The organism is Planococcus chinensis, from assembly GCF_020071995.1.
Lineage (GTDB): Bacteria > Bacillota > Bacilli > Bacillales_A > Planococcaceae > Planococcus > Planococcus chinensis_A.
The window spans coordinates 23351-43392 of record NZ_JABWTK010000016.1 but is presented as its reverse complement, the minus strand read 5'-3'; the positions used below and the strand labels follow the sequence as shown (position 1 = coordinate 43392).

General features: G+C 44.8%; 23 protein-coding genes and 1 other annotated feature. Of the genes, 10 read left to right on the top strand and 13 right to left on the bottom strand.

Features of this window, described 5'->3' with window-relative positions; all coding sequences use genetic code 11:
* Positions 1 to 32: 32 nt before the first annotated feature.
* Positions 33 to 623, bottom strand: coding sequence for a class I SAM-dependent methyltransferase (locus HU147_RS17935; RefSeq protein ID WP_224077467.1), 591 nt, complete (start codon positions 621 to 623; stop codon positions 33 to 35).
* 238 nt (positions 624 to 861) lie between these two features.
* Between HU147_RS17935 and HU147_RS17930 the strand changes: the two genes are divergently transcribed.
* A complete protein-coding gene (locus HU147_RS17930) occupies positions 862 to 1560 on the top strand; it encodes a CPBP family intramembrane glutamic endopeptidase (protein ID WP_224077466.1) in 699 nt (232 codons plus the stop codon).
* A 35-nt stretch (positions 1561 to 1595) separates the two neighbouring features.
* Here the strand turns inward: HU147_RS17930 and HU147_RS17925 are convergent, their stop codons facing one another.
* Entirely contained in the window at positions 1596 to 2339 is a 744-nt protein-coding gene (locus HU147_RS17925) for a MerR family transcriptional regulator (RefSeq protein WP_224077465.1), read from the bottom strand.
* Between the two features lie 131 nt (positions 2340 to 2470).
* Between HU147_RS17925 and HU147_RS17920 the strand changes: the two genes are divergently transcribed.
* Positions 2471 to 3157 carry a cytochrome c biogenesis CcdA family protein gene (locus HU147_RS17920; protein ID WP_317985528.1) on the top strand — a complete coding sequence of 229 codons (687 nt, stop codon included), beginning with the start codon at positions 2471 to 2473 and terminating at the stop codon, positions 3155 to 3157.
* A 70-nt stretch (positions 3158 to 3227) separates the two neighbouring features.
* Positions 3228 to 3869 (top strand): alpha/beta hydrolase, encoded by a 642-nt coding sequence (locus HU147_RS17915; RefSeq protein ID WP_224077463.1) that lies wholly within the window; start codon positions 3228 to 3230, stop codon positions 3867 to 3869.
* Positions 3870 to 3953: 84 nt separating this feature from the next.
* On the opposite strand, the gene HU147_RS17910 is transcribed toward HU147_RS17915, so the two are convergent.
* The 6 genes from HU147_RS17910 to HU147_RS17885 all read right to left on the bottom strand — a co-directional run bounded on the left by HU147_RS17910 (position 3954) and on the right by HU147_RS17885 (position 10672).
* Positions 3954 to 4178: a hypothetical protein gene (locus tag HU147_RS17910; RefSeq protein WP_036803425.1), complete on the bottom strand. Its 225-nt coding sequence runs from the start codon at positions 4176 to 4178 to the stop codon at positions 3954 to 3956.
* A 285-nt stretch (positions 4179 to 4463) separates the two neighbouring features.
* Positions 4464 to 6890, bottom strand: coding sequence for a molybdopterin-dependent oxidoreductase (locus HU147_RS17905; RefSeq protein WP_224077462.1), 2427 nt, complete (start codon positions 6888 to 6890; stop codon positions 4464 to 4466).
* A 12-nt stretch (positions 6891 to 6902) separates the two neighbouring features.
* Positions 6903 to 7331 carry a hypothetical protein gene (locus HU147_RS17900; protein WP_224077461.1) on the bottom strand — a complete coding sequence of 143 codons (429 nt, stop codon included), beginning with the start codon at positions 7329 to 7331 and terminating at the stop codon, positions 6903 to 6905.
* Between the two features lie 264 nt (positions 7332 to 7595).
* The gene (gene metG, locus HU147_RS17895) at positions 7596 to 9230 is read right to left on the bottom strand and encodes a methionine--tRNA ligase (protein ID WP_224077460.1); all 1635 of its coding nucleotides are present in this window, start codon (positions 9228 to 9230) and stop codon (positions 7596 to 7598) included.
* Between the two features lie 51 nt (positions 9231 to 9281).
* Positions 9282 to 9542, bottom strand: a binding site (T-box leader).
* Between the two features lie 63 nt (positions 9543 to 9605).
* Complete coding sequence (locus HU147_RS17890; protein WP_224077459.1) at positions 9606 to 10226, bottom strand: YczE/YyaS/YitT family protein; 621 nt, start codon at positions 10224 to 10226, stop codon at positions 9606 to 9608.
* Positions 10223 to 10672, bottom strand: a complete 450-nt coding sequence (locus tag HU147_RS17885) for a GNAT family N-acetyltransferase (protein WP_224077458.1) — start codon at positions 10670 to 10672, stop codon at positions 10223 to 10225. The genes HU147_RS17890 and HU147_RS17885 overlap by 4 nt, the downstream gene beginning before the upstream one ends.
* Before the next feature lie 129 nt (positions 10673 to 10801).
* On the opposite strand from HU147_RS17885, the gene HU147_RS17880 reads away from it, so the two are divergent.
* The 4 genes from HU147_RS17880 to HU147_RS17865 are packed head-to-tail and all read left to right on the top strand — an operon-like array spanning position 10802 to position 12943.
* Positions 10802 to 11254 carry a MarR family winged helix-turn-helix transcriptional regulator gene (locus HU147_RS17880; protein ID WP_224077457.1) on the top strand — a complete coding sequence of 151 codons (453 nt, stop codon included), beginning with the start codon at positions 10802 to 10804 and terminating at the stop codon, positions 11252 to 11254.
* Positions 11255 to 11274: 20 nt separating this feature from the next.
* On the top strand, positions 11275 to 11787 hold the full coding sequence (locus HU147_RS17875; RefSeq protein ID WP_224077456.1) for a GNAT family N-acetyltransferase: 513 nt from the start codon (positions 11275 to 11277) through the stop codon (positions 11785 to 11787).
* 23 nt (positions 11788 to 11810) lie between these two features.
* A complete protein-coding gene (locus tag HU147_RS17870) occupies positions 11811 to 12437 on the top strand; it encodes an FMN-binding negative transcriptional regulator (RefSeq protein WP_224077455.1) in 627 nt (208 codons plus the stop codon).
* A 47-nt stretch (positions 12438 to 12484) separates the two neighbouring features.
* Positions 12485 to 12943 (top strand): hypothetical protein, encoded by a 459-nt coding sequence (locus HU147_RS17865; protein WP_224077454.1) that lies wholly within the window; start codon positions 12485 to 12487, stop codon positions 12941 to 12943.
* Positions 12944 to 13059: 116 nt separating this feature from the next.
* On the opposite strand, the gene HU147_RS17860 is transcribed toward HU147_RS17865, so the two are convergent.
* Positions 13060 to 13641, bottom strand: coding sequence for an NAD(P)H-dependent oxidoreductase (locus HU147_RS17860; RefSeq protein ID WP_224077453.1), 582 nt, complete (start codon positions 13639 to 13641; stop codon positions 13060 to 13062).
* 238 nt (positions 13642 to 13879) lie between these two features.
* On the opposite strand from HU147_RS17860, the gene HU147_RS17855 reads away from it, so the two are divergent.
* Positions 13880 to 14362, top strand: a complete 483-nt coding sequence (locus HU147_RS17855) for a universal stress protein (RefSeq protein ID WP_224077452.1) — start codon at positions 13880 to 13882, stop codon at positions 14360 to 14362.
* Between the two features lie 161 nt (positions 14363 to 14523).
* On the opposite strand, the gene HU147_RS17850 is transcribed toward HU147_RS17855, so the two are convergent.
* Complete coding sequence (locus tag HU147_RS17850) at positions 14524 to 15519, bottom strand: 2-hydroxyacid dehydrogenase (protein WP_220628542.1); 996 nt, start codon at positions 15517 to 15519, stop codon at positions 14524 to 14526.
* Between the two features lie 53 nt (positions 15520 to 15572).
* Complete coding sequence (locus HU147_RS17845) at positions 15573 to 16058, bottom strand: helix-turn-helix transcriptional regulator (RefSeq protein WP_220628541.1); 486 nt, start codon at positions 16056 to 16058, stop codon at positions 15573 to 15575.
* A gap of 86 nt (positions 16059 to 16144) precedes the next feature.
* On the opposite strand from HU147_RS17845, the gene HU147_RS17840 reads away from it, so the two are divergent.
* Together HU147_RS17840 and HU147_RS17835 are read left to right on the top strand one after the other, a co-directional pair.
* Positions 16145 to 17584, top strand: coding sequence for an FAD-binding oxidoreductase (locus HU147_RS17840; protein WP_440137310.1), 1440 nt, complete (start codon positions 16145 to 16147; stop codon positions 17582 to 17584).
* Complete coding sequence (locus HU147_RS17835) at positions 17581 to 18129, top strand: MFS transporter (protein WP_224077451.1); 549 nt, start codon at positions 17581 to 17583, stop codon at positions 18127 to 18129. The genes HU147_RS17840 and HU147_RS17835 overlap by 4 nt, the downstream gene beginning before the upstream one ends.
* 239 nt (positions 18130 to 18368) lie before the next feature.
* Here the strand turns inward: HU147_RS17835 and HU147_RS17830 are convergent, their stop codons facing one another.
* Together HU147_RS17830 and HU147_RS17825 are read right to left on the bottom strand one after the other, a co-directional pair.
* Positions 18369 to 19169 carry a S26 family signal peptidase gene (locus HU147_RS17830; RefSeq protein ID WP_224077450.1) on the bottom strand — a complete coding sequence of 267 codons (801 nt, stop codon included), beginning with the start codon at positions 19167 to 19169 and terminating at the stop codon, positions 18369 to 18371.
* Positions 19156 to 19710, bottom strand: a complete 555-nt coding sequence (locus HU147_RS17825) for a sigma-70 family RNA polymerase sigma factor (protein ID WP_224077449.1) — start codon at positions 19708 to 19710, stop codon at positions 19156 to 19158. The genes HU147_RS17830 and HU147_RS17825 overlap by 14 nt, the downstream gene beginning before the upstream one ends.
* Positions 19711 to 20042: the final 332 nt, after the last annotated feature.

Below are 20042 nucleotides of genomic sequence, written 5' to 3'. Positions count from 1 at the left end.
ACACTTTAAGTCCTTAATACAAACAAAAATTTTTAAGCTTTTTGTGCAATCAGGATATACAAAGAGTCCGACGGAAAGTGTTTCTCCGTAATCCGAAGTCCGGCATCCGTTAGCGCCTGTTCCATTCCGGCCAAATTAATCCTTGGAGCATTTCGATTTGAGCCGCCTTTAAGTTCCAGTTCCACACAAACCAAGTAGCCATCTTCTTTCAGCACATCCTTCAATTGCATCAAAGTTGGCAGTAAAGGCTGGATTTCATGCAGGACCAATGAAGCGATAACAACATCGATTGTTTTGTCCGGCAATGGGATTTCATCATGAAGCCCTTGAACCGTTATGACGTTTGAAAGATTTTCCTTCAACGCCTTTGAACGAATCATTTCGAGCATGCTGTCATCCAGATCTAATGAATATACTGGCCCCTCTATGAGTTTAGCTGCTGGAATGGAGAAATAACCAGTGCCAGCCCCAAAATCCAATATAGCGGCATTCTGTTTTATCGGAATTAAGTTCAATAGTTTTTCCGGCGGCAATTCCGCTCTTCTTTTCGGGCTATCTAAATAAGATATTTTCCCTTTGTGGTGGTGCTGTCCATGAGTGTGATTGTGTTCGTGTGCCATCATTCATTTCCTCCTCTTTGCCATTTTGTAAAAACGGCGTTATTCGTTCACTTGGCTGTTTTAAAAAAGATATTAAAGAGTTTTATTGTCTTTAATTAAAATAAGATTACCACCGAACCTTCTGTAAGTCAATTTACTATTGTTTTTTCTTATTCCTCTCTGATTTTTAAATAAAATACTTGCAGGTGACCTTACGTCACCAATTAGGCTATAAATAACAAACTAAGTTGGAGGGATTAGATTGGCAACTGAAACATATGAGAAAAACACAGATTGGAATTGGCGGGATCTATTGGGTTTGCTGTTCCTGGTATTGGTGATTGTTCCATTTCTTATTGAATACAAGTTATTTAATGGACTGCGAGATTTTTTCCAAAATGAACTTTATGCCGGCACATCCATCGGCTTAATCATGTCCCTTATTTTTATGGCTGCACTTTTCTTTATCGTCTTAAAACCCAGAAAACAGACTTGGGCAGCTGTCGGAGTCCGTTCCTTTTCGCCGGGATACTGGAAGCTCATCGCCGGTTGGACATTTATCTTAGTCTTAGTCAGTGTTGGATTGATGGTCGTCATGTCTTTTATAGGGATTGGTTCCGACAACAGCAAGACCGAAAGCCTCCAAACGGACATGAGCGTTCTCCATTTCATCATCGCATTTGTTTCCGCAGCCATCATTTCACCGGTATACGAAGAGATTTTTTACCGCGGGTTTCTTTACCGGTTCTTCCAAAGCCGCTGCGGCATTTTATCGGGCATGCTGCTCAGTTCCGTTATTTTCACAATTGTCCACATCCCGACCTATAACACTTTGCCGGTCAATTTCGTATCCGGCCTTGTTTTCGCCTGGGTCTACCAAAAAACGGGCTCTGTCATCCCAAGCATTATTATCCATGGAGTTTTTAATGGCATCGCCGTAACCCTTACAGCAATGGCTTAAGCTGCTTAGAGTCCCAATAATCGACTGGTTCCTTTTTAGAATGTTTCTTTTCTGCTTGCGCTTTCCAAAAAATCTATGACAGCCGGTTCGATCGGATACAGTCCGAGTTCCTCGGAAGCTTCTGATGATTTCCGGACTTCCCAAAATGCTTCCTCAAGTTCCGGGCTGCCAAATGTTTCATCGGATAACAGTTCTGCGTCTTCTGAAATGAGCAGCCCTTCAGGTGAATGGGGAGAAATCCCTTTCTCCAGGCACAGCTCAATCCGCTTGATCAAATTGATCCATTTTTTCGTTGCGGCGTCATCACTCTCCAGTTTTGGCAGCTGGCTTTTCAAAGTGGTTTGCTGCTCCTTGGAAAAATAACGGCTCCACTCTTTTTCTTTTTCAGCACCCGCGACCAGTGCAACCAAATCCTCCCAGTGCAGGCTCTCCTGCAGGTCCAGAATATTTAGCAGCGACTGTGTGTGCTTCAACGAGGCATGGAACCTTTCGATTTCTTCTTTTAGAATTGCCTTATGTGCCAGCAACACCGCCGCCATCGACTGCTCTGCAAGGATTTGCCGGCTGTCTTCCAGGGACAGGTTCAACGATTTAAGCAAGAGAATTTTTTGCAGATTCAGGATATCTTCTTTGGAATAAAGCCGTTTTCCGCCTGCCTCTTTTTTGGAAGGTTCCACTAAACCAATCTGATCGTAATAGCGGATGGTCCGAACGGAAACGTTCAATAGCTTGGATAATTCTCCAGTAGACAAATAAGCGGGTTGTTCTTTTGAAATCATTTTACTCCTCCTTGGTCAGAAATAATGGCAGATCCACATTTTTTCATTCAAAATGGTTGTCCTCTTAATTGTAATATTTAATGGGAAATATGGAAATAAAAGTTATGTTATTGTGCTAGAATATTGTTGAGGTGTTGAACTTGGAAAACATTACAATATTCATTGCATTGGCTGGAGGATTTTTGGCATTTGTCTCTCCCTGTTGTTTGCCTTTATATCCTTCTTTTATTTCGTACATAACCGGTGTCTCCGTAAACGAGCTAAAGGAAAACAAGCAGGCTTCTTTCAGGAAGAAAATCTTAGTTCACTCGATTTTCTTTTCGTTAGGCTTCTCCGTCATCTACTACATACTTGGTTTTTCGTTAAGCACAATTGGCGGCTTATTCCGGACGAACCAAACCTTGATCCAAATGCTTGGCGGCATTTTCCTGGTTTTCATGGGCTTGTTCTTAATGGGCATTATCAAACCTGAATTTATGTTCCGTGAAAAACGGCTCAATTACCAAAAGAAATCCGCCACTTACTTGAATTCGTTTGTGGTCGGCTTCATCTTTTCGGCCGGATGGACGCCTTGCATCGGACCGATCTTCGGTGCCATCATCACGTATGGAAGCTTAGTCAATCCTGCTCATACGATTGCAGTGGTAACCGCCTATTCGCTCGACTTCTGTGTGCCGTTTATCATCATGGCGTTCATTATCGGAAAGACGAAATTCATCTTGAAATACTCGGCCGGACTGATGAGATTTGGCGGCGCCATCATTGTCCTTTTAGGCATCATAATTTACTTCGACAAAATGTATTATTTGAACATCTAGACTGCCGACCTCCAAAGCTTTATGGAGTCTCTTCTTATTTAAACCTAATTGGAAAAAGGAGGTACATTTAATGAATATGCAAAAAGAAACAATTACAGGTTATAAGGATTTAGATATACCTTATTCACTTATCACGCATGAAGAACAATCAAATAAACTGGCTATATTCTTACCCGGCGCCGGGTATACGACACAAAGACCCTTGTTCCACTACACAGAAGAAATCATGCTGAAAAAAGGATGGGATGTTCTGAACGTCAACTACCGATACAACGATTCGGATTATGACAATTTTGATATGGACGAACTGAGTACGGCGATCAAACTGGATGTGAAGACCGTTATTGATGAAGTGCTGAAAGATGGGGCTTATAAAGAATTTTATTTAATCGGCAAATCACTTGGAACAATTGCATTGTGCACCGAACTGGAAAGAGCTGCTTTTAAAGATGCTAAAGTGGTTTGGCTGACGCCTTTAATCCACCGGGATGATGTATTGAATACAATAGTCCGGAGTACCAACAAAGGCTTGTCTTTTATAGGCGACAACGATTATTGCTATTCTGAGGAACGATATAATTTGTTGATGGAAAACCCGAATCTGGTTTCCCGGCTCTTCCCCAATGTGGACCACAGCATGGAATATAAAGGCGATCCTTTTAAATCGATTGATACGTTGAAAACAATCATGGAAGAGATCAATCAGTTTTAATTGCATCAATTATAAGCCACAAAAAAAGGATAGCAGATGCTATCCTTTTCATTTCGTTGTATTTTAAGACTACCTTTTTCAGTATCATTGAAATGCATAAATAGCTGCTATTAGAATAGAGGCAGCAAGGACAAAATTGATTAATCCATCTACTTTTCGTTTTCCGAATTCAGAAATTCCGGCCGCTACGAACATTATGACGAGCCCTAGCAACATAAAAGGCAAAATCCCTGCAGTGTTTCCTGTCAGCAAACCGTAAGCGGAAAATGCGAGTACAATCGTTGCAAAGATGATGACCAGTATTTTCATTTGTCCCAACTCCCATTTTTAATTACATACAATAATTAACGGGCTCTTCTCAATCATTATACTCGCCTTAATAATGTTTGAATAGTCAAATTAATAACAGAAATATTTTATTCAAATGAGGGATAAAAGCTTTGCTGCTCTGCAAATGAAGAGACAACGACAAATAACTGCCGCTGTCTCTTTATCTAATAAATACCTATTCTCTTTATGAGCTGCATACTTCGAGGGCCAGGAGTATGGCTGGCTTCTAGAAATCTGGAACGGGGTCCTTCTAAATTTGCTGCTTTAAATTTTTCCACGATACGGCATATAAGGCTGAATCGGCACATTTACGATCGACAAAGGAATTTCAAGTGTATCGCCCATTTGGATATGGTAAGGGGACGTCAGCCGGTTGGCTTGTATTAAATCTTGCACCGATAGGCCATATTGATCGGCGATATACTCCAATGATTCTCCGGAAGCCATCCGATGCTCTTTTCGCACCTTCTCAATCTTGCAGGCCGATTGTTTGAACTGCGGCTGCTTGGAAAGCGGATCGACGAAATCGGCCGTCAACTCGTTTGCCGCTTCTTTCTTTTCCCAGCTGCCAAAATGGAAAGGCACAAACACCAAGCCTTTTTGTACCACATCTCCAATCCGGGCCGGCACTTCAATCCAGCCGCGGGGTGACGTTATCCGCACCATTTCGCCTTGGACAATCGACATGGCTTTGGCGTCTTCGGTATGGATTTCCACGTAACCGTGCTGGGCAGCCATGTGCAAAATGGGCGAACGCCCCGTTTTGGTGCGGGTATGCCAGTGCCAGACCAAACGGCCGGTAGTAAGCCACATTGGATAGTCTTTTGTAGGCTGTTCGGCCGGCGGCAAAAAATGTGTCGGGTGCAATATCGCCTTGCCGTCCGCTTTCTTATCCGCAAATTCTTTTTGGGTCAGCGCCCGTCCGGTAAACTGATTCTTTCCATAGCTTTGTGCATAATCTGCATGCGTATGGAATTGAAAATCCGAATATAACCGCGGTGTTCCGAGCGAGTTTTCGTCCGGAACCGGCCATCTTAAACCATTGTGCTTTTCCAGTCTTTCATAAGTGATTCCTGTCATGTCACAGGGCCGGCCCTTGGAAATGCGTTTAAATTCTTCAAAACATTCTTCCGGGGTCGCAAACGAAATAAGCGGATGGCCATCCTTGTCTTCCAAGCCCATTCGTTTTGCAAAATCGAGGAAAATGTCAAAATCGGATTTTACGCCTTCAGGCGGATCGACAGCTTTTCGCAGCAGATTGATGGTCCGGTCTGCATTTTCCATCGTCCCTTCCTTTTCTCCCCATAAAGCGGCAGGCAATACGACATCCGCAATGGCGGTCGTTTCAGTAAGAAATGGGTCCTGCACAACCACAAACGTCTTTTCCATCGCTTTTTTTGCTCGCTGTCGGTTTGGGAGAGAGACCATGGAATTCGTTCCGATATTCCAAAAAAGGCCGATTTCTCCTTTTTCAATCATGGCAATATGCTCTTCAATCCCTTTTTCCGGTCCGACCGGCAATGTCATCATTTCCACATTCCATAAATCCGCTATTTCTTTGATATGATCGGGATTGGAATGGTTTCGTTGTGCGGGATACGTCCCTACACCACCGGCTGTACGGTTTGCAGAAGAACTGGGCTGGCCAGCCATATGGAGTGGCCCGCTGCCCGGCTTGCCGATCAAGCCTCTGATTAAATGTAAATTGTTAATGGCTACACAAGCAGTAGTCGCATCTGCACTTTGGTACGTTCCTTGCAAAGTCGTCGTCACTAAAGATGAGGTCGTTCCGAGCTGTTCGGCTGCACGCTGTAAAGTCTCGAGCGGAATCCCTGCTGCCTCAACTGCCCTTTCAAGCGGCCATTCCTTGAGCGATTTAACCATTTCCTCCATCCCGATTGTGTGTTCAGCGATAAAATGGGTATCAATATGCTTGTTTCTCACTATTTCGCTGATCAATACATTCAGCAATGCCACATTAGAGCCCGGATACAATTGAAGGTGCAGGTCTGCTTCTTTTGCCGTCAGTGTCTTTCGCGGGTCGACGACAATCAAATAGGGCTTGCCGGTTTTTTTCTTGCGCTGCATAATCCGCTCAAACAGCACTGTTCCTGTTTCCGCAAGGTTATGTCCAAACAACATCAATGTCTCTGTTTCGTCTATATCGTCGAAAGAAGCCGGCGTTCCATCTGCACCAAACGACTGCAAGAGGCAAAACTCTGTAGTCGCTGTACATAGGCGGGTATTGGCGTCCATCAAATGCGTCTGCAGACCTGCTCGCCCTATTTTGGCAAGCGTATAATAATCTTCCAAAAACCCTTGACCTGTCGAGTAGATGCTGATGCTGTTGCTTCCTTTTTCCTTCAAAGTCTGCTTTGCTTTTTCAACAATCAAATTCATGGCTTTGTCCCAAGAAGCAGGCTCCAAATTTCCATCCTTGTTTCGGATAAGCGGAGTTTTCAGCCGGTCCGGCGCGTTATTGGCATACCATTGGTTTTCGCCTTTTGGCCCGAGTCGGCCCCGATTGATTGGATGGTCGCCATTGCCTTTGATGCCGACCACTTTTTTGTCTTTTACAGCGATATAACATCCACACCCTACTGAGCAAATATTGCATGTGCTGTAAACCCATTTATCGACTTCTCCCTGGCTGTAAATGTTTTGGTCGATGCGCTCCTCTTCCCATGCCATTGCTAAAACCCCCTATCGTATTGTCGGAATATAGAAAGTTGGAACCACGAACTTGATTTCTTCTTCCCCGTAAATCGTTTCAAGCTCCATCGCAGCTTCTTCTAAATTCTTTTTCATTTCTGGAAAAAGCGGCTCCAGTTTTTTTGCCACTGGTTTTGACGGAAGATCCATCCAGTCATTGGCTCTGCCCCAAGCACTGAACAAAGGATTCGCAATTTCATGGCAATGGTAGACAATGCTGATTTCCTCTCTGACCGCCGCAAGTTTCGCTTCTTCTTCATTGCCCAATTCCGGCAACAGCTTCTGCAGATTTTCTTTTTGCTCTTCCATAGCAGCTCGGACCAAAGTCAGTAGGGGGTGGTCATAAGCTTCTGTTTGCTCCAGAAACTTTTCCGTGGTGCTCAAAACTTCTGAAAATAAAGATTGCAGCTTGTTCGCCATCCTGCTCACTCCTCTCATTCTCCTGCATAAAACACCATCCACTCCATTGAAAATAATCATTTTAAATACTTTATAAATACTTGTTCTGTTTAATATTCTGAAAATTACAGATAATAGTCCATACCACTTTGCAATCACTCATTAAACAATTGCATAAATAACCTCTTTTCCTCGTGTACCCTGATTGATGTAAAAAATCTGTATAAAAAAAGAAGAAACCGGCTAAGGATTTCTTCTCATTCGGAAACGAGCTGGAATTGGTATTTACTCCGATTCCTTAATCAGCTTGTCGACCTCTTCTTCGATTCGTTTTACATCATAGCGTTCAAATAGCGGCTTGATGTTTGATACAGTATTTGTTTCACAAGCTACAAACGCCCAGTTCAACTCTTTCATTGCCAGCATGTCTTTTACCTTTTCCGTCGAGAACGGCAAAAACGGGTTTAATAACTGGCTGAGGTTCGCGATGATCAGCATGCACGTGGCAATCGTTTGATCACACGAAGCCCGGTTTTCTTTGATTTCTTTCCACGGTTCTTTTTCGTCAAAATATTTATTGGCAAAGCGGACGAACGCGAACACTTCTTCAATGCCTTCTTTGAAATGGCCTTCCTCGATTTTTCGGCCGACGCTTTCATACAGCCCTTCGATTGTTCTTTTTATGCTTGTATCCACTTCCGCTTTTGGCACGGTTCCTTCGTAGCTTTTCTCAATGAATTTCAAGGTTCGGTTGATGAAATTTCCATAGGCTCCGAGCAGTTCGCCGTTGTGGCTGTAAATAAATTCGCGCCAGGAAAAATCCGTGTCGCGGTTTTCAGGCGCGTTGATGGCTAAGAAATAGCGGATGGAATCCGGGTTGTATCTATCCAAAATATCCGGCACCCACACAGCCCAATTTTTGCTTGTCGACAGCTTCTGTTTTTCAAGCGTCAAGTATTCGTTGGAGACGATATGAGTCGGCAAGCCCTGGACGCCAATGCCTTTTAGAATTGCCGGCCAAATGATCGTATGGAATGGGATATTGTCTTTGCCGTGGACATAATAAGCCTTTGCATCTCCTTGCCAGAATTCTTCATCGCTCTCGTGATTTTCAGCAGCCCATTGCCGGCTTGCGGAATAATAGCCCGAAACGGCTTCGATCCAGACATACACCTTTTTATCTTTATAGCCCTCTACCGGCAAAGGGACGCCGTTTGGCAAATCCCTGGACACTGCCCGGTCCAACAGCCCTTCTTTTAAGTAGCGTTCAGACAAATGAATGGCGTTTTCGCGCCAAGCACCCCTCTCCTTTGCTTCTTTAACATAGGCCTCAAGTTCTCCTTGAAAAGCACTTAACGCAAAATAAAATTGTTCCGTTTTCTTCACCGTCGGCGCATTTCCGCAAAGCTTGCATTTCGGCTCCAGTAAGTCCAGCGGATCCAAAATGGTTGAGCAATTGTCGCATTGATCGCCGCGGGACGGATGGGCACATACCGGACAAATCCCTTCTACATACCGGTCAGGCAAAAAACGCTGATCAGTTTCACAGTACATCTGGTCGGTTTCTTTCTTATAGATATGGCCGTTTTCCATCAAGTCCAAAAAAATCCGTTGGACCGTTTCATGATGAAACGCACCATCTGTCCTTGTATACAAATCGTAGGTGAAGCCGAGCCTTGAGAAACTTTCCGTAAATTCCTGATGGTAGTGATCGGCGATTTCTGTGATTGTTTTCCCTTCCTGATTGGCCCTGATCGAAATCGGCGTTCCGTTGCAGTCACTGCCTGAAACATACAAAACCCGCTCGCCTTTTAACCGGTAATACCTCGCCAAAATGTCCCCCGGCAGCAAGGCCGCGATATGACCCAAATGCAACGAACCGTTGGCATACGGCCAGGCGCCTCCAATAAATACGCTCATCTTCTCCACTCCTCTTTTAGAAAGTAAAAAACCCCGCCTTTATCCGAATCGAATAAAGGCGAGGTTTACTCGCGGTTCCACTTTAATTTGCTGCCAACTCGCATCAACAGCCTCAGTCAGTACAAAGCTTCTGCTCCTGTACTGTGGCTTTGATAACAAGTGCCAACTCTTGTCGCATTCTACTGGTTCCAAACGGAAAGTTCAACGCGAAGCTCCGAGGCCATTTTCGATTGCGCATTTTTGCTTCTTTTCAGCTGCCGAAGCTCTCTGGAAAAAACGCAGTCAATCTACTCTTCTCATCAACGCTAAATTATTTATTTTTGATTAGTATATCTGCAGATGCCATTTTTTACAAGATGAGCTTGAAGTTTTATTTTATGATTCTGTATGGAGCGTTGCGTTCAAGGCTTTTCCAATTGGCTTCATAAAGAAATTAAGGATCCAGCCTCTAAAACAAACCGTCAACACCGTTCCAATTCCGATCGGCCCGCCCACGAGAAAAGCCACAATCAAAAAGCCAAGATAGATCAGCGTCCGTGAAACAAAGAGGTCGGTTCGCGTTAAGTCTTTAATGATTAAGGTCAACCGATCTATCGGAATGGGGGCGAAATTTGTCAGGAGATAAGTGGCGGTCCCCGCTCCGATTAAAACCAGGCCGAAAATAAAGCAAATGGCCTTGGCGCTCCAGATTTCAGGTGTGACCACGCTGCCCAAGAGAAAAAGCCATAAATCAATTCCAACGCCTGTAATGACTGCTGTGACCAGTCCCAACAATTCCGGCCGATGCCTGGTTAGTAAAGAATGGCAGCCGATCATGAGGACAGCCAGCAAGACTTCCCAACTCCCAACGGTTAGCCCCACCTTAATAGACAAGCCCACCAAAACTGCGTCAAATGGCGACGTCCCTAAGTCAGATAAGATGGTTAAGGAAATGCCAAGGGCCAGTCCCATGATTCCCAGCAGGAAAAATGCAAAGTTTGCGTATGGCTTCTTCATATTCGTTTTCCATGAGACAGATCTTTCGTCATAACAATATGAGGGATTCCGTCTTCCATAAAGACAGCCGAGCGGCTCTCATAGCCCAGTTTTTTATAGAAGCCTGCTGCCTGCGTCTGTCCGTGTAATTTCACTTGGGCTGCGCTTTGGCTTTCGGCAATTTCCTCCAATGACCCGATAATGATTTTGCCGATTCCCAGTTTCCGGTACGGTTCCAATATGCAAATTCGCTCCAGTTTCCCTGTTTGCTCCAGAAACCGGATTCTCCCGGTTCCTACAGCTTGCCCGTCGTAAAATACGAGTATGTGCTGGCATGGGCTTCCAATCACGTCAAATTCATCGAATTCATCTTCTATCGCCACCTCTTGTTCATTCACAAAAACTTGTTCCCGAATCGCAAAGGCCTTCTTTAGGTCTTGTTCGTTCGATATAAGTTTGGTTTCCATATCCTTCACCCCTAATGGTTTAATAAGAATTTCATTTTCCTGTTGCGTTGGCGGTCCATTTGCAGTACATTCAATATATACGATATTTTATTGCAAATGCAACAAAAACTTTTTTTGAAGGAGCTCCTTATGAAAGAAATTCTGCGCGAAATCGGCATGATTGCCCGGGCCCTGGATTCCATCAGCAACATCGAATTCAAGGAATTCGATTTGACCAAAGGCCAGTATTTGTATTTGGTGCGGATCTGCGAGAACCCTGGAATTATCCAGGAACAATTGATCGACTTGATTAAAGTCGACCGCTCCACCGCCACACGGGCGATTCAAAAGATGGAGGCAAACGGGTTTATTGAAAAGAAAGACGATCGGGGCAACAAAAAAATCAAAAAGCTGTTCCCAACAGGCAAAGGCAACGCTGTCTATCCGTTCATCAAACGGGAAAACGACCACTCCAATAAAGTGGCATTGGACGGTTTTTCTGAGCTTGAAGAAGAAATGGCTTTTGAATTGCTGCAGCGGATCCGGAAGAACATCGAAACGGATTGGGATTTTGTGAAAAAAGGAAACAAGCGGGATTATTAAGCAAAGGAGCGAAAGTTCAGATGACGATTAAGAAGTGCACCTTGGATGATGCAGTCGAACTCCAGGCGGTCAGCAAAGAAACATTTACGGAAACCTTCCAGGAACAAAATTCACCGGAACATTTGAATGCCTACTTGGAACGGGCTTATAACCTGGAGCAATTGGAACGTGAAATAGCCAACCCCTCTTCTCACTTTTACTTTGTTCTATACGGCCAGCAAGTCGCGGGTTATTTGAAAATCAATACCGGGAATGCCCAGTCGGAAGAAATGGGCGACGATTCGCTGGAAGTTGAACGGATTTACGTAAAAAAAGATTTTCAGAAACACGGGCTCGGAAAGCAGCTGCTCAACAAGGCGATGGAAATGGCTTTGGAGCTAAACAAGTCGAAAATCTGGCTTGGCGTTTGGGAAGAAAATGACAATGCGATTGCGTTTTATCAGAAAAAAGGCTTTGTGCAAACAGGCGCCCATTCGTTCTTTATGGGCGACGACGAACAAATCGATTTGATCATGACAAAATCACTCCAATAACAGCTACTGAAAGGCGGTCCATCATGTACATTCCGAAACAGTTTAAAGTCAGCAATTTTGAAGAAATCCGGGAATTTGTCCAGCAAAACTCCTTTGGGACATTGGTCACCACTCGAAAAGGAAGGCCCATTGCCACCCACCTCCCTTTGCAGTGGACCAAAGAAGGTGAAGATACCTTTATAACTGGACATATGGCATACGGCAATCCCCAGTGGCGGACGTTTGAGGCGAATGATGAGGTTCTGATCATGTTCCAAGGCCCGCATGCCTACATCTCTTCTTCCTGGTATGAGCACGAAAATGTGCCGACATGGAATTACCAATCGGTCCATGTTTACGGAGCGGCCCAACTATTAAGTGAGGAAGAATTGAAGCAGGACTTGGCGAAACTGTTATTGAAATACGAAGAGCACCGGGAGAACCCGGTCTTATGGGACAAGCTGTCTTCAGAGTTATTGGAAAAAGAAGTAAAAGGCATTGTCGGATTCAAAATTAAGATTAAAGAGATCCAGGCGGCAAACAAATTAAGCCAGAACCGCAATGCACAGGATTACGAAAACATCGTAGCGAAACTCCACGAAGAAAAAGATCCGAATTCCCATCGGCTGGCAGAGGTCATGGAGAAGAAAACACCTTCGCCAAAGAATTAACTTCCTATCGGACACTTCTTTTGAAAATGGGAAGGATAACGTTATACATGAAATCTCAGTTAAAAATCGCTAATTGGTTATTAGGGGTAGACTCCGATCAAACTCAGGAATTCTATGCTAAAGGTGTAGACGTATGCAATTGTGCATACTGCAGCAATTTCACAGCTTCCACTGGAAAAATGAGTGCAAAGTTCATCACTTTGCTTGCTGCACTCGGAATCGACCCGAAGATGCCTGCAGAACTCTCAGAATTCCCATCCAACGAAGAAGGGCTTCATACGTACTTAGGTTTTTACCATTTCACAGGAGGAGTTATAGAAGGCAAACTGATTACTTCCTCTGACTGGAAAGAATCCAACACGCTGAAACTCGATAATTTCACCATCGGTTTCTCAACGGAATTAATGTTTGTTCCTGAAGATTTTCCAGCGCCGGTTCTTCAGCTCGAGTTTGAAGTGGATCTTCCCTGGGTTTTGGATCCTTTAGATAAAACAGCTGATAATTAGTGAAATTTAAAATCCTGTAAGCCCTTTGCGAAGGACGTACAGGATTTTGTGCCTTAGACTAAAAAGACGTAATATTCCGCGTTAAAAATGGTTGGCTTTTTCAAAATAAAGTTCTTTTACCGTTTAAGAAACCCTGAAAAGTCCCGGGCCGCTTCTCTTGCATCCTGTATCAGTTCCATCAGGAAGTTATCGGGTTCGCTCCTTTCCTGGTGAAGATGCCTTAGTGCACAGGTTTCCAACATATCCATGGAACATTCCTTTAGAAAATTCCGTAAAAAATCATGTTCTTTCAACTGGAAGACCGGAACGAGCGTGTCGTCTTCTATCTGCAGATGGAAGCCTTTTTTATTTGCCAGTTGCTGCGTGTTTCTTGTAGCCACCAGTACTTCAATCCATGATTTCAACTGGCCTGGAATCCCGAATCCAATCGTTTGTGTAATGAAGACCACAGCTTCTGCATCCGCTATTTGTTCAAGCAAAAGACCGTATTCCTTCGTTTTCCCTTCTGCCTCTTTTACTCTGTTTTCTGAATTGAAATCCAAAGCCGGCAGCTCCGTTTCAAATATATCCACTTCCTTGACTTCGTAATCTGACTGGCTGGCGCGCAGCTCATCCAAGAATGCTCTGGAAACGGACGAACTGAAAGAATCGGCCCGAGTGTCCGGGTTTGCGACAATGCATAGAATTCTTTTTTCCATACTTCCTCATTCCTTTCTTTTACTCCTCATATGACCGTTCTGGACAGTTCTAAACCTTCTAACCATAGACCGCTTCTTCGAACAAAAAACCGTTTCATTACGTTATTGGTAAATAGGAAAACAGCTGCCTTTCAATTATACTGATAATTCAAAAATCTTTCCTCTTTTCTGCAGGAATCCATTCCCGCTGTAGAGAATTTTACTCAATTAAGAAGACAAACTATAGGAGGAGATAAAAGTGGATTTTGCGTATAAACAAATTTTGGCAGCAGTGGATGGGTCAGATGAAGCTGCATGGGCATTCAAGAAGGCTGTGGAAATTGCGCTTCGAAACAAGTCCGTATTGAATTTAATCTACGTCGTCGATACCCGTTCGTATTCCGCAATGACGAAGCGTGTTCCAGATGTTGATGACCGGGTTTTCGATCACGGGAAGGAACTGCTCGAACGCTACAAAAGAAATGCGCTGGATGCAGGCATCCCAGAAGTAAATGTGTTTATTGCTGCCGGATCGCCGTATAAAGTCATCTCGCGCGACTACGCAAAACGGGTGGAAGCGGATTTAATCGTCTGCGGTGCCCAAGGCTTGAATGCCGTGGAACGATATTTGATGGGAAGTGTATCCCAACACATCGTCCGCAGCAGCCATTGCGACGTTCTGGTAGTCCGGACAGGCGACACAGAAGACGCGGCAGAGACGTCAGAAGCAGAAAGAGCGTAGCTTGAGCAACTCAATGCCGTAAAAATCCGGCGGTTCCATAAAAAACAAAACACCTTTCGTTGAATAAAGGAAATGCAATTCCTTTAAACCAACAAAAGGTGTTTTTTCTGTCTTTATCACTGGATTCATTTCTCAAAGAAAAAGCTAATTGAACCGGACAATCATTCGCGCTTCTGCTCTACCAGCTCTTTCAATTCTTTCATCACATTTTCCGGAATGCCACCTGTTACTCCGGCCACCAAATTCTCAGCAGCTTTCATGACCATCGCCTCGCGGGTTTTGGCCGTCGCTGAACCGATATGCGGCACCGCTGTCACTTGCTTCATCTTCAACAACGGATTTTCCGGGTCGACCGGCTCCTGCTCAAACACATCGAGTGCCGCACCGGCAATTTCTCCTGCTTCCAGTGCACCGATTAATGCCTGTTCGTCCACTACGGCTCCTCTTGCGGCATTGATTAAATAGGCTGTGGGTTTCATCCGGCGGAACTGCTCCGCCCCCAATAGACTGCGAGTCGACTCGGTCAACGGGACAATCAATACGACAAAATCGGATTTTTCCAGCAGCTCGTCCAACGGGCTGTAGCGGATGCCGTATTTTTCTTCAAGCTCCGGTTTTGGCGTCGTCGCGTGGAAAAGGACGTTCATTTCAAACCCATGGACGGCTCTTCTGACGATCTTCTCGCCAATGCGGCCCATTCCGACAATCCCCAGCGTGGCATGGTGTACATCCACCCCAAACAATTCCTCCGGCTTTGTGTCTTTGGTCCACTTCCCCTGTTTGACAAACTCATTCATTTCCGGCACCCTTCTTGCAGCTGACAGCATCAGTGCAAAGACCAGATCGGCCACCGTTTCGTCCAGTACAAATGGCGTATGCGTACCGATCACACTGAGTTCCTTCATCGCTTCCACGTCAAATGAATCGTAGCCGACCGATGTATTGCTGATGATTTTCACCTGCGGCGCTTGTGCAAGAAATTCACGGGTAATCGGCGGGTTTTGGACCAGCAGCCCATCTACGCTTTTCGCTTCTTCCAGCAAAACAGCGTCCGGAATGCGTTCTTGTTTGTTCCAGATTTTGTAGTCGCAGTATTTGGCTATGTAGGCTTCTATTGCCGGCGGCACCGGCCTTGCTACGAATACTTTTGGTTTCATTTGAATTCCTCCTTCGCTTGTGTTGAAGATCCATTGCGTTCATCCATCTTTTTTCAATTTGAAGGTTTCTTCTTGCCTGCATCCTTTGCTTTTCGCTCCAGCGTATTCAAATGCAGCTTCGCTTCTTCCTCGTCAAACGAACTGAACCAACGGTAATTGGCCTCATCGATGATCCGGAAATGCTGGCTCACCACATTCTGCTGCAGCTTGTACGCTCCCCGTTTTTCAAGTTCTTTCCACCAAACCTTCCCGCCCATCGTCTTTGTGGACGCCCGCTCGATATTGTTGAACGTCACCAGCCGGACCACTTCCAGCGGATCATCCCCTAAACCGTTCTGCAGAATTTCACTTTGCTCAAATAACGCCACACACGTTACCGCTACGTTCCAGCTGGCTTCGGCTCTGCCTTTTTCAATTTGAATCAATGTCTTTTTGGATAGGCCCAGAATTTTCGACATTTCTTCTTGTGAAAATTCATTTTCCAGCCGGATTAACCGCATCTTTTGCGACACGACTTCAATTAATTCTTGTTGATTCATCCAAACACCTCTAGTTTTATTTTCACTTATAGTGTAATATTACACTTAATATAACATTAGAACACAACTTAATCAATAAAGGGTTGGTGAAAGCGATGAAAAAAATTGGGTTGTTTTTATTATACTGCTTTATCTTGTGCTTATCGGCTTACTTCTATTCCGCTCATCTCCATGATTCCACTGCAGAAGCGCACCAGCGGCTTTTGCCCGTCAAAATCAAAACGGTGAAACCAGGGACAGACGAAAAGGACCTGCAGCAGCTTGTACAGAATGCCAACCGGAGCGGAGACATTCTTTCCATTGCCGGCATGCAGCACAGCCAAGGCGGGCAGACCGTGTATCCGGATGGCATCATGGTCGATATGAAGCCGTACAACCAGATACTCGAAGTCGATGAAGACGCCAAGACAGTCACCGTGCAAAGCGGGGCCACATGGGCGGATATCCAGGAAGCAGTCAATCCGTACGGCCTGTCGCTGAAAGTCAGCCAATCGCAAAACATTTTTACCATCGGCGGCTCACTCAGCGTCAATGCCCATGGCCTGGATATCCGCCATGGCGGTTTGTCGAATACGGTATTGTCGATGCGCGTCCTGACTGCTGACGGAGAAATCCAGAACTTGAGCCCCACGGAAAACAAGGAGCTGTTTTATGCGGTGATAGGCGGCTATGGCTTGTTTGGCATCATATTGGATGCCACGTTTCAGCTTACCGAAGACGAATTGTACGTCACGGAGACTCAAAGCATGGATTTCCGGGATTACCCCGCTTATTTCAAAGAGCAGGTGAAAGCGAATCCGGAAGCCAAAATGCATTTGGCGCGCCTTTCCATTGCACCGGAATCGCTGCTCGAAGAAATGTATGCCATCACGTATAAGACGGCTCCGGACCAAAGCAAGCTTCCTGAGCACAACCAGTTGAAAACGGAAAACCTCGTGGCGGTGCCGAAGTTTTTCCTAGGACTGTCACGCATCAATGATGCCGGAAAAGAAACATTTTGGAAGACCCAGAAAACGTACACGGAAGGGATAGACGGGAAGCTCGTTTCAAGAAACAACGTCATGCGGTCAGACTCGGAATTCATGGAATACGACAATAGCCGGAAAACGGAAGTGCTACAGGAATATTTCGTTCCCGTCGATGAATTTGAATCGTACATTCCGGAATTGAAAGCCGTTTTGGAAGCCCATCCCGATTTCAATCTATTGAATGTCACCGTCCGCTATGTCGGCCAAAACGACAATGCGGTATTATCGTATGCCAAAGAAGACATGTTTTCTTTGGTGCTGCTCATCAATCAAGGCACCGATCCTGAAAGTATGGCAGATACGCGGGAAGTCGTGCAGGAAATGATTGATGTGACTCTCGCCCATCACGGCAGTTATTACTTGCCTTATTTCGGCTATCCGACCAAAGCGCAAATGCAGAAAGCATATCCGAGAACAAATGAATTCTTCCAGCTGAAAGACCGCTACGACCCGGACCACCGCTTCAAAAATCTGTTTTACGAGGAGTACCGGCCATGAACTACAACCGTTTCATCTATTATCAAGGCACCATTGGCATGGCGTCCAGCATGATTTTCCCATTTTATATTCTGCTCATCAAAAATGTCGGAAACAGCTATGCGCAATTTGGCTGGGCTTATGGCCTGTTCGCATTGACAGCGGCGCTTTGCTTTCCGCTGATCGGGAAATACGCAGACCGCGTGGGCGACAAGACTTTGCTAAGCGTCTATTCCTGGGGGATGGCAGTCCTTCTCCTTTGTTTCCCTTTGGCCACTGAAGTTTATCATGTCTACATCCTGCAGGTGCTGATGGGCGTACTTGGGGCTGTCCAGAAAAACTCTGAAAAAACCGTTTTGGCACGCTATGTAACCAAAGAAATGGCCGGCACCCAAATCGGCCGCTACCATGTGTGGACGTCCATTGCGGCAGCGATTGCAGTGATTGCCACCGGCTACCTCGTCGACTTCCTGACGATTGCCACGATTTTTTACATTGCTTCTCTTGTATACGCCTGGAGCGGCATGCAGTTAATGAAATTGAAGGAAGTTGAAGCGGAAATATGAGTTTTCTTCATGCTCAGCGTTGTCAATCGCCGCGATTTTTGGAAATACGACCAGTAGTTTCTGAAATACAACCAGTAGTCGCAAATTTACGACCAGATGTCACCGAAATACGACCAGTAACGCCGAAAATACGATTCATAAGCGAAAGTTGGCTAATATTAAGAAGTCTCGGCATATTAAAAAAGGAGGAACTTGCAGCCAAGTCCCTCCTTTTTTAATAGCGGTTCGAATCCACTATCTCATTTTACATACCCCATTACTTCTCCTTCAATTTCAGAAAGCAGAAGCGTTTCCTGGTTGCCTCTGAACCAATCATCGCCCGCCACAAACACTTCATCCTCTGCTAGTCGGAATGCGGGTGTTGTCTGTGAAAAGACTTCTTTCATCGATCCGACATTCTGTTCAGATCCTTGTTCTTTCAGGGCGGCATCGTATTCTTTAAGAGTCCCGATGCCCATTCGATGTGCCTTGCCGTAAAAAGTATCCAGCTGCTGGCCATTGACATAGAATTGCCCTTCTTTGATTTCGATTGTTTCCCCCGGAAGTCCGATCACTCGCGAGACAGTCTTCTTTTTCCCATCAAATGCTTCTATTTCATAGACAATCACATCTCCTCTGGAAACGGATTTGTCCTCATAAACTTTGGGGTCAATCAATAAAGGATAAACAGTGTAATCATGATTTCCCCGGTCCATCGCATCGTACTTAAAATTCAAGATTTCCATCGGCGCCTCGTATTCCGTAAAAACAGCAATTTCTGCCTCCGTGTCGGGGTCAGTCAGGACAGCAGTTTCCGGCTGGCCGAGATTTGTGTTTTGCGGCTCTGGCTCACTTTCATTCAAAGTCAGGACCAGAAATAGGCCGGCGGCTGACAGCAGAAGCGCAAAAATAGCGGCGTGTTTTATGGAACTCTTACTTTTAGCAGAAGCTTCTTCCCGATTAACATTTTTGATTTCCAATCTGATCTTTTGTTTCAAGGACTCCTTGAACCGGGGAGCGCTTCCGATAAACGCATCCATGTCACGCTTAAGCTTGTTCATCCTGAAACCCCTCCCATTCGCTTGCATCGACTTGGTCTTTCAACAGCTTTTTTGCTCTTCTCAATCTCGTTTTGATTGTGTTCTCCGAGCAGTTCAGCAAATGGCTGATTTCTTTCGTCGTGAATTCCTGGTAATAGTAAAGAAGGATGGCTTCCCGGTATTTAATTGGCAGCCCCAATACTTTTCTTGTTAAATTGGCTTGACCCGCTCGGACTTCCACATTTTCTTCTGGAGACTTTCCGCCTGACATCAAGTTTTCGATGGTATCCGTAAACAAGGCCCGCTTATTTTTCCAACTTCTTAGATGGTCATGGCATTTATTGATGGTTATTTTGGAAAGGTAGGTTTTCAGCGAGGAGCGGTTTTCAAACTGATGCGACTTTTGATAATAAGATAGGAAGGCTTCCTGCACAATGTCCTCAGCAGCTTGCCAGTCTTGAACGTAAAAATAAGCCAGGCGAATCAGTTCTTCGCCGCAGCTGTCCATAATATTTTCCATCTGCTCATCGCATATTTCAGATTCGTTTAAGTCCCTGGCCACAGCCCCACCCTCCCTTTACTTTATACTTCGTAGACGTAAGATTTTCGGGAATAGTTTCATTTTAAAATTCCACTTCAAGTATAGTCATTTATAAAAGTAAAAAAGAAGCTTTTTACAAAGATTCCTACCTTTAATCACGTAAGTAAATATTTTTATTTTAAACAATTTGCGTTTCTTTCCCCTTCACTTTAAGCCTTCAAAAGCTTCGTATTGATTGAAACGATCACTGCACTCAGCCTAATAAAAAATCGCCATTTTGCAGATTGACCACTCCCCATACCACACAGCCACCAATACATAAAGAATCACAAAAATATAATACCAGCCCATTT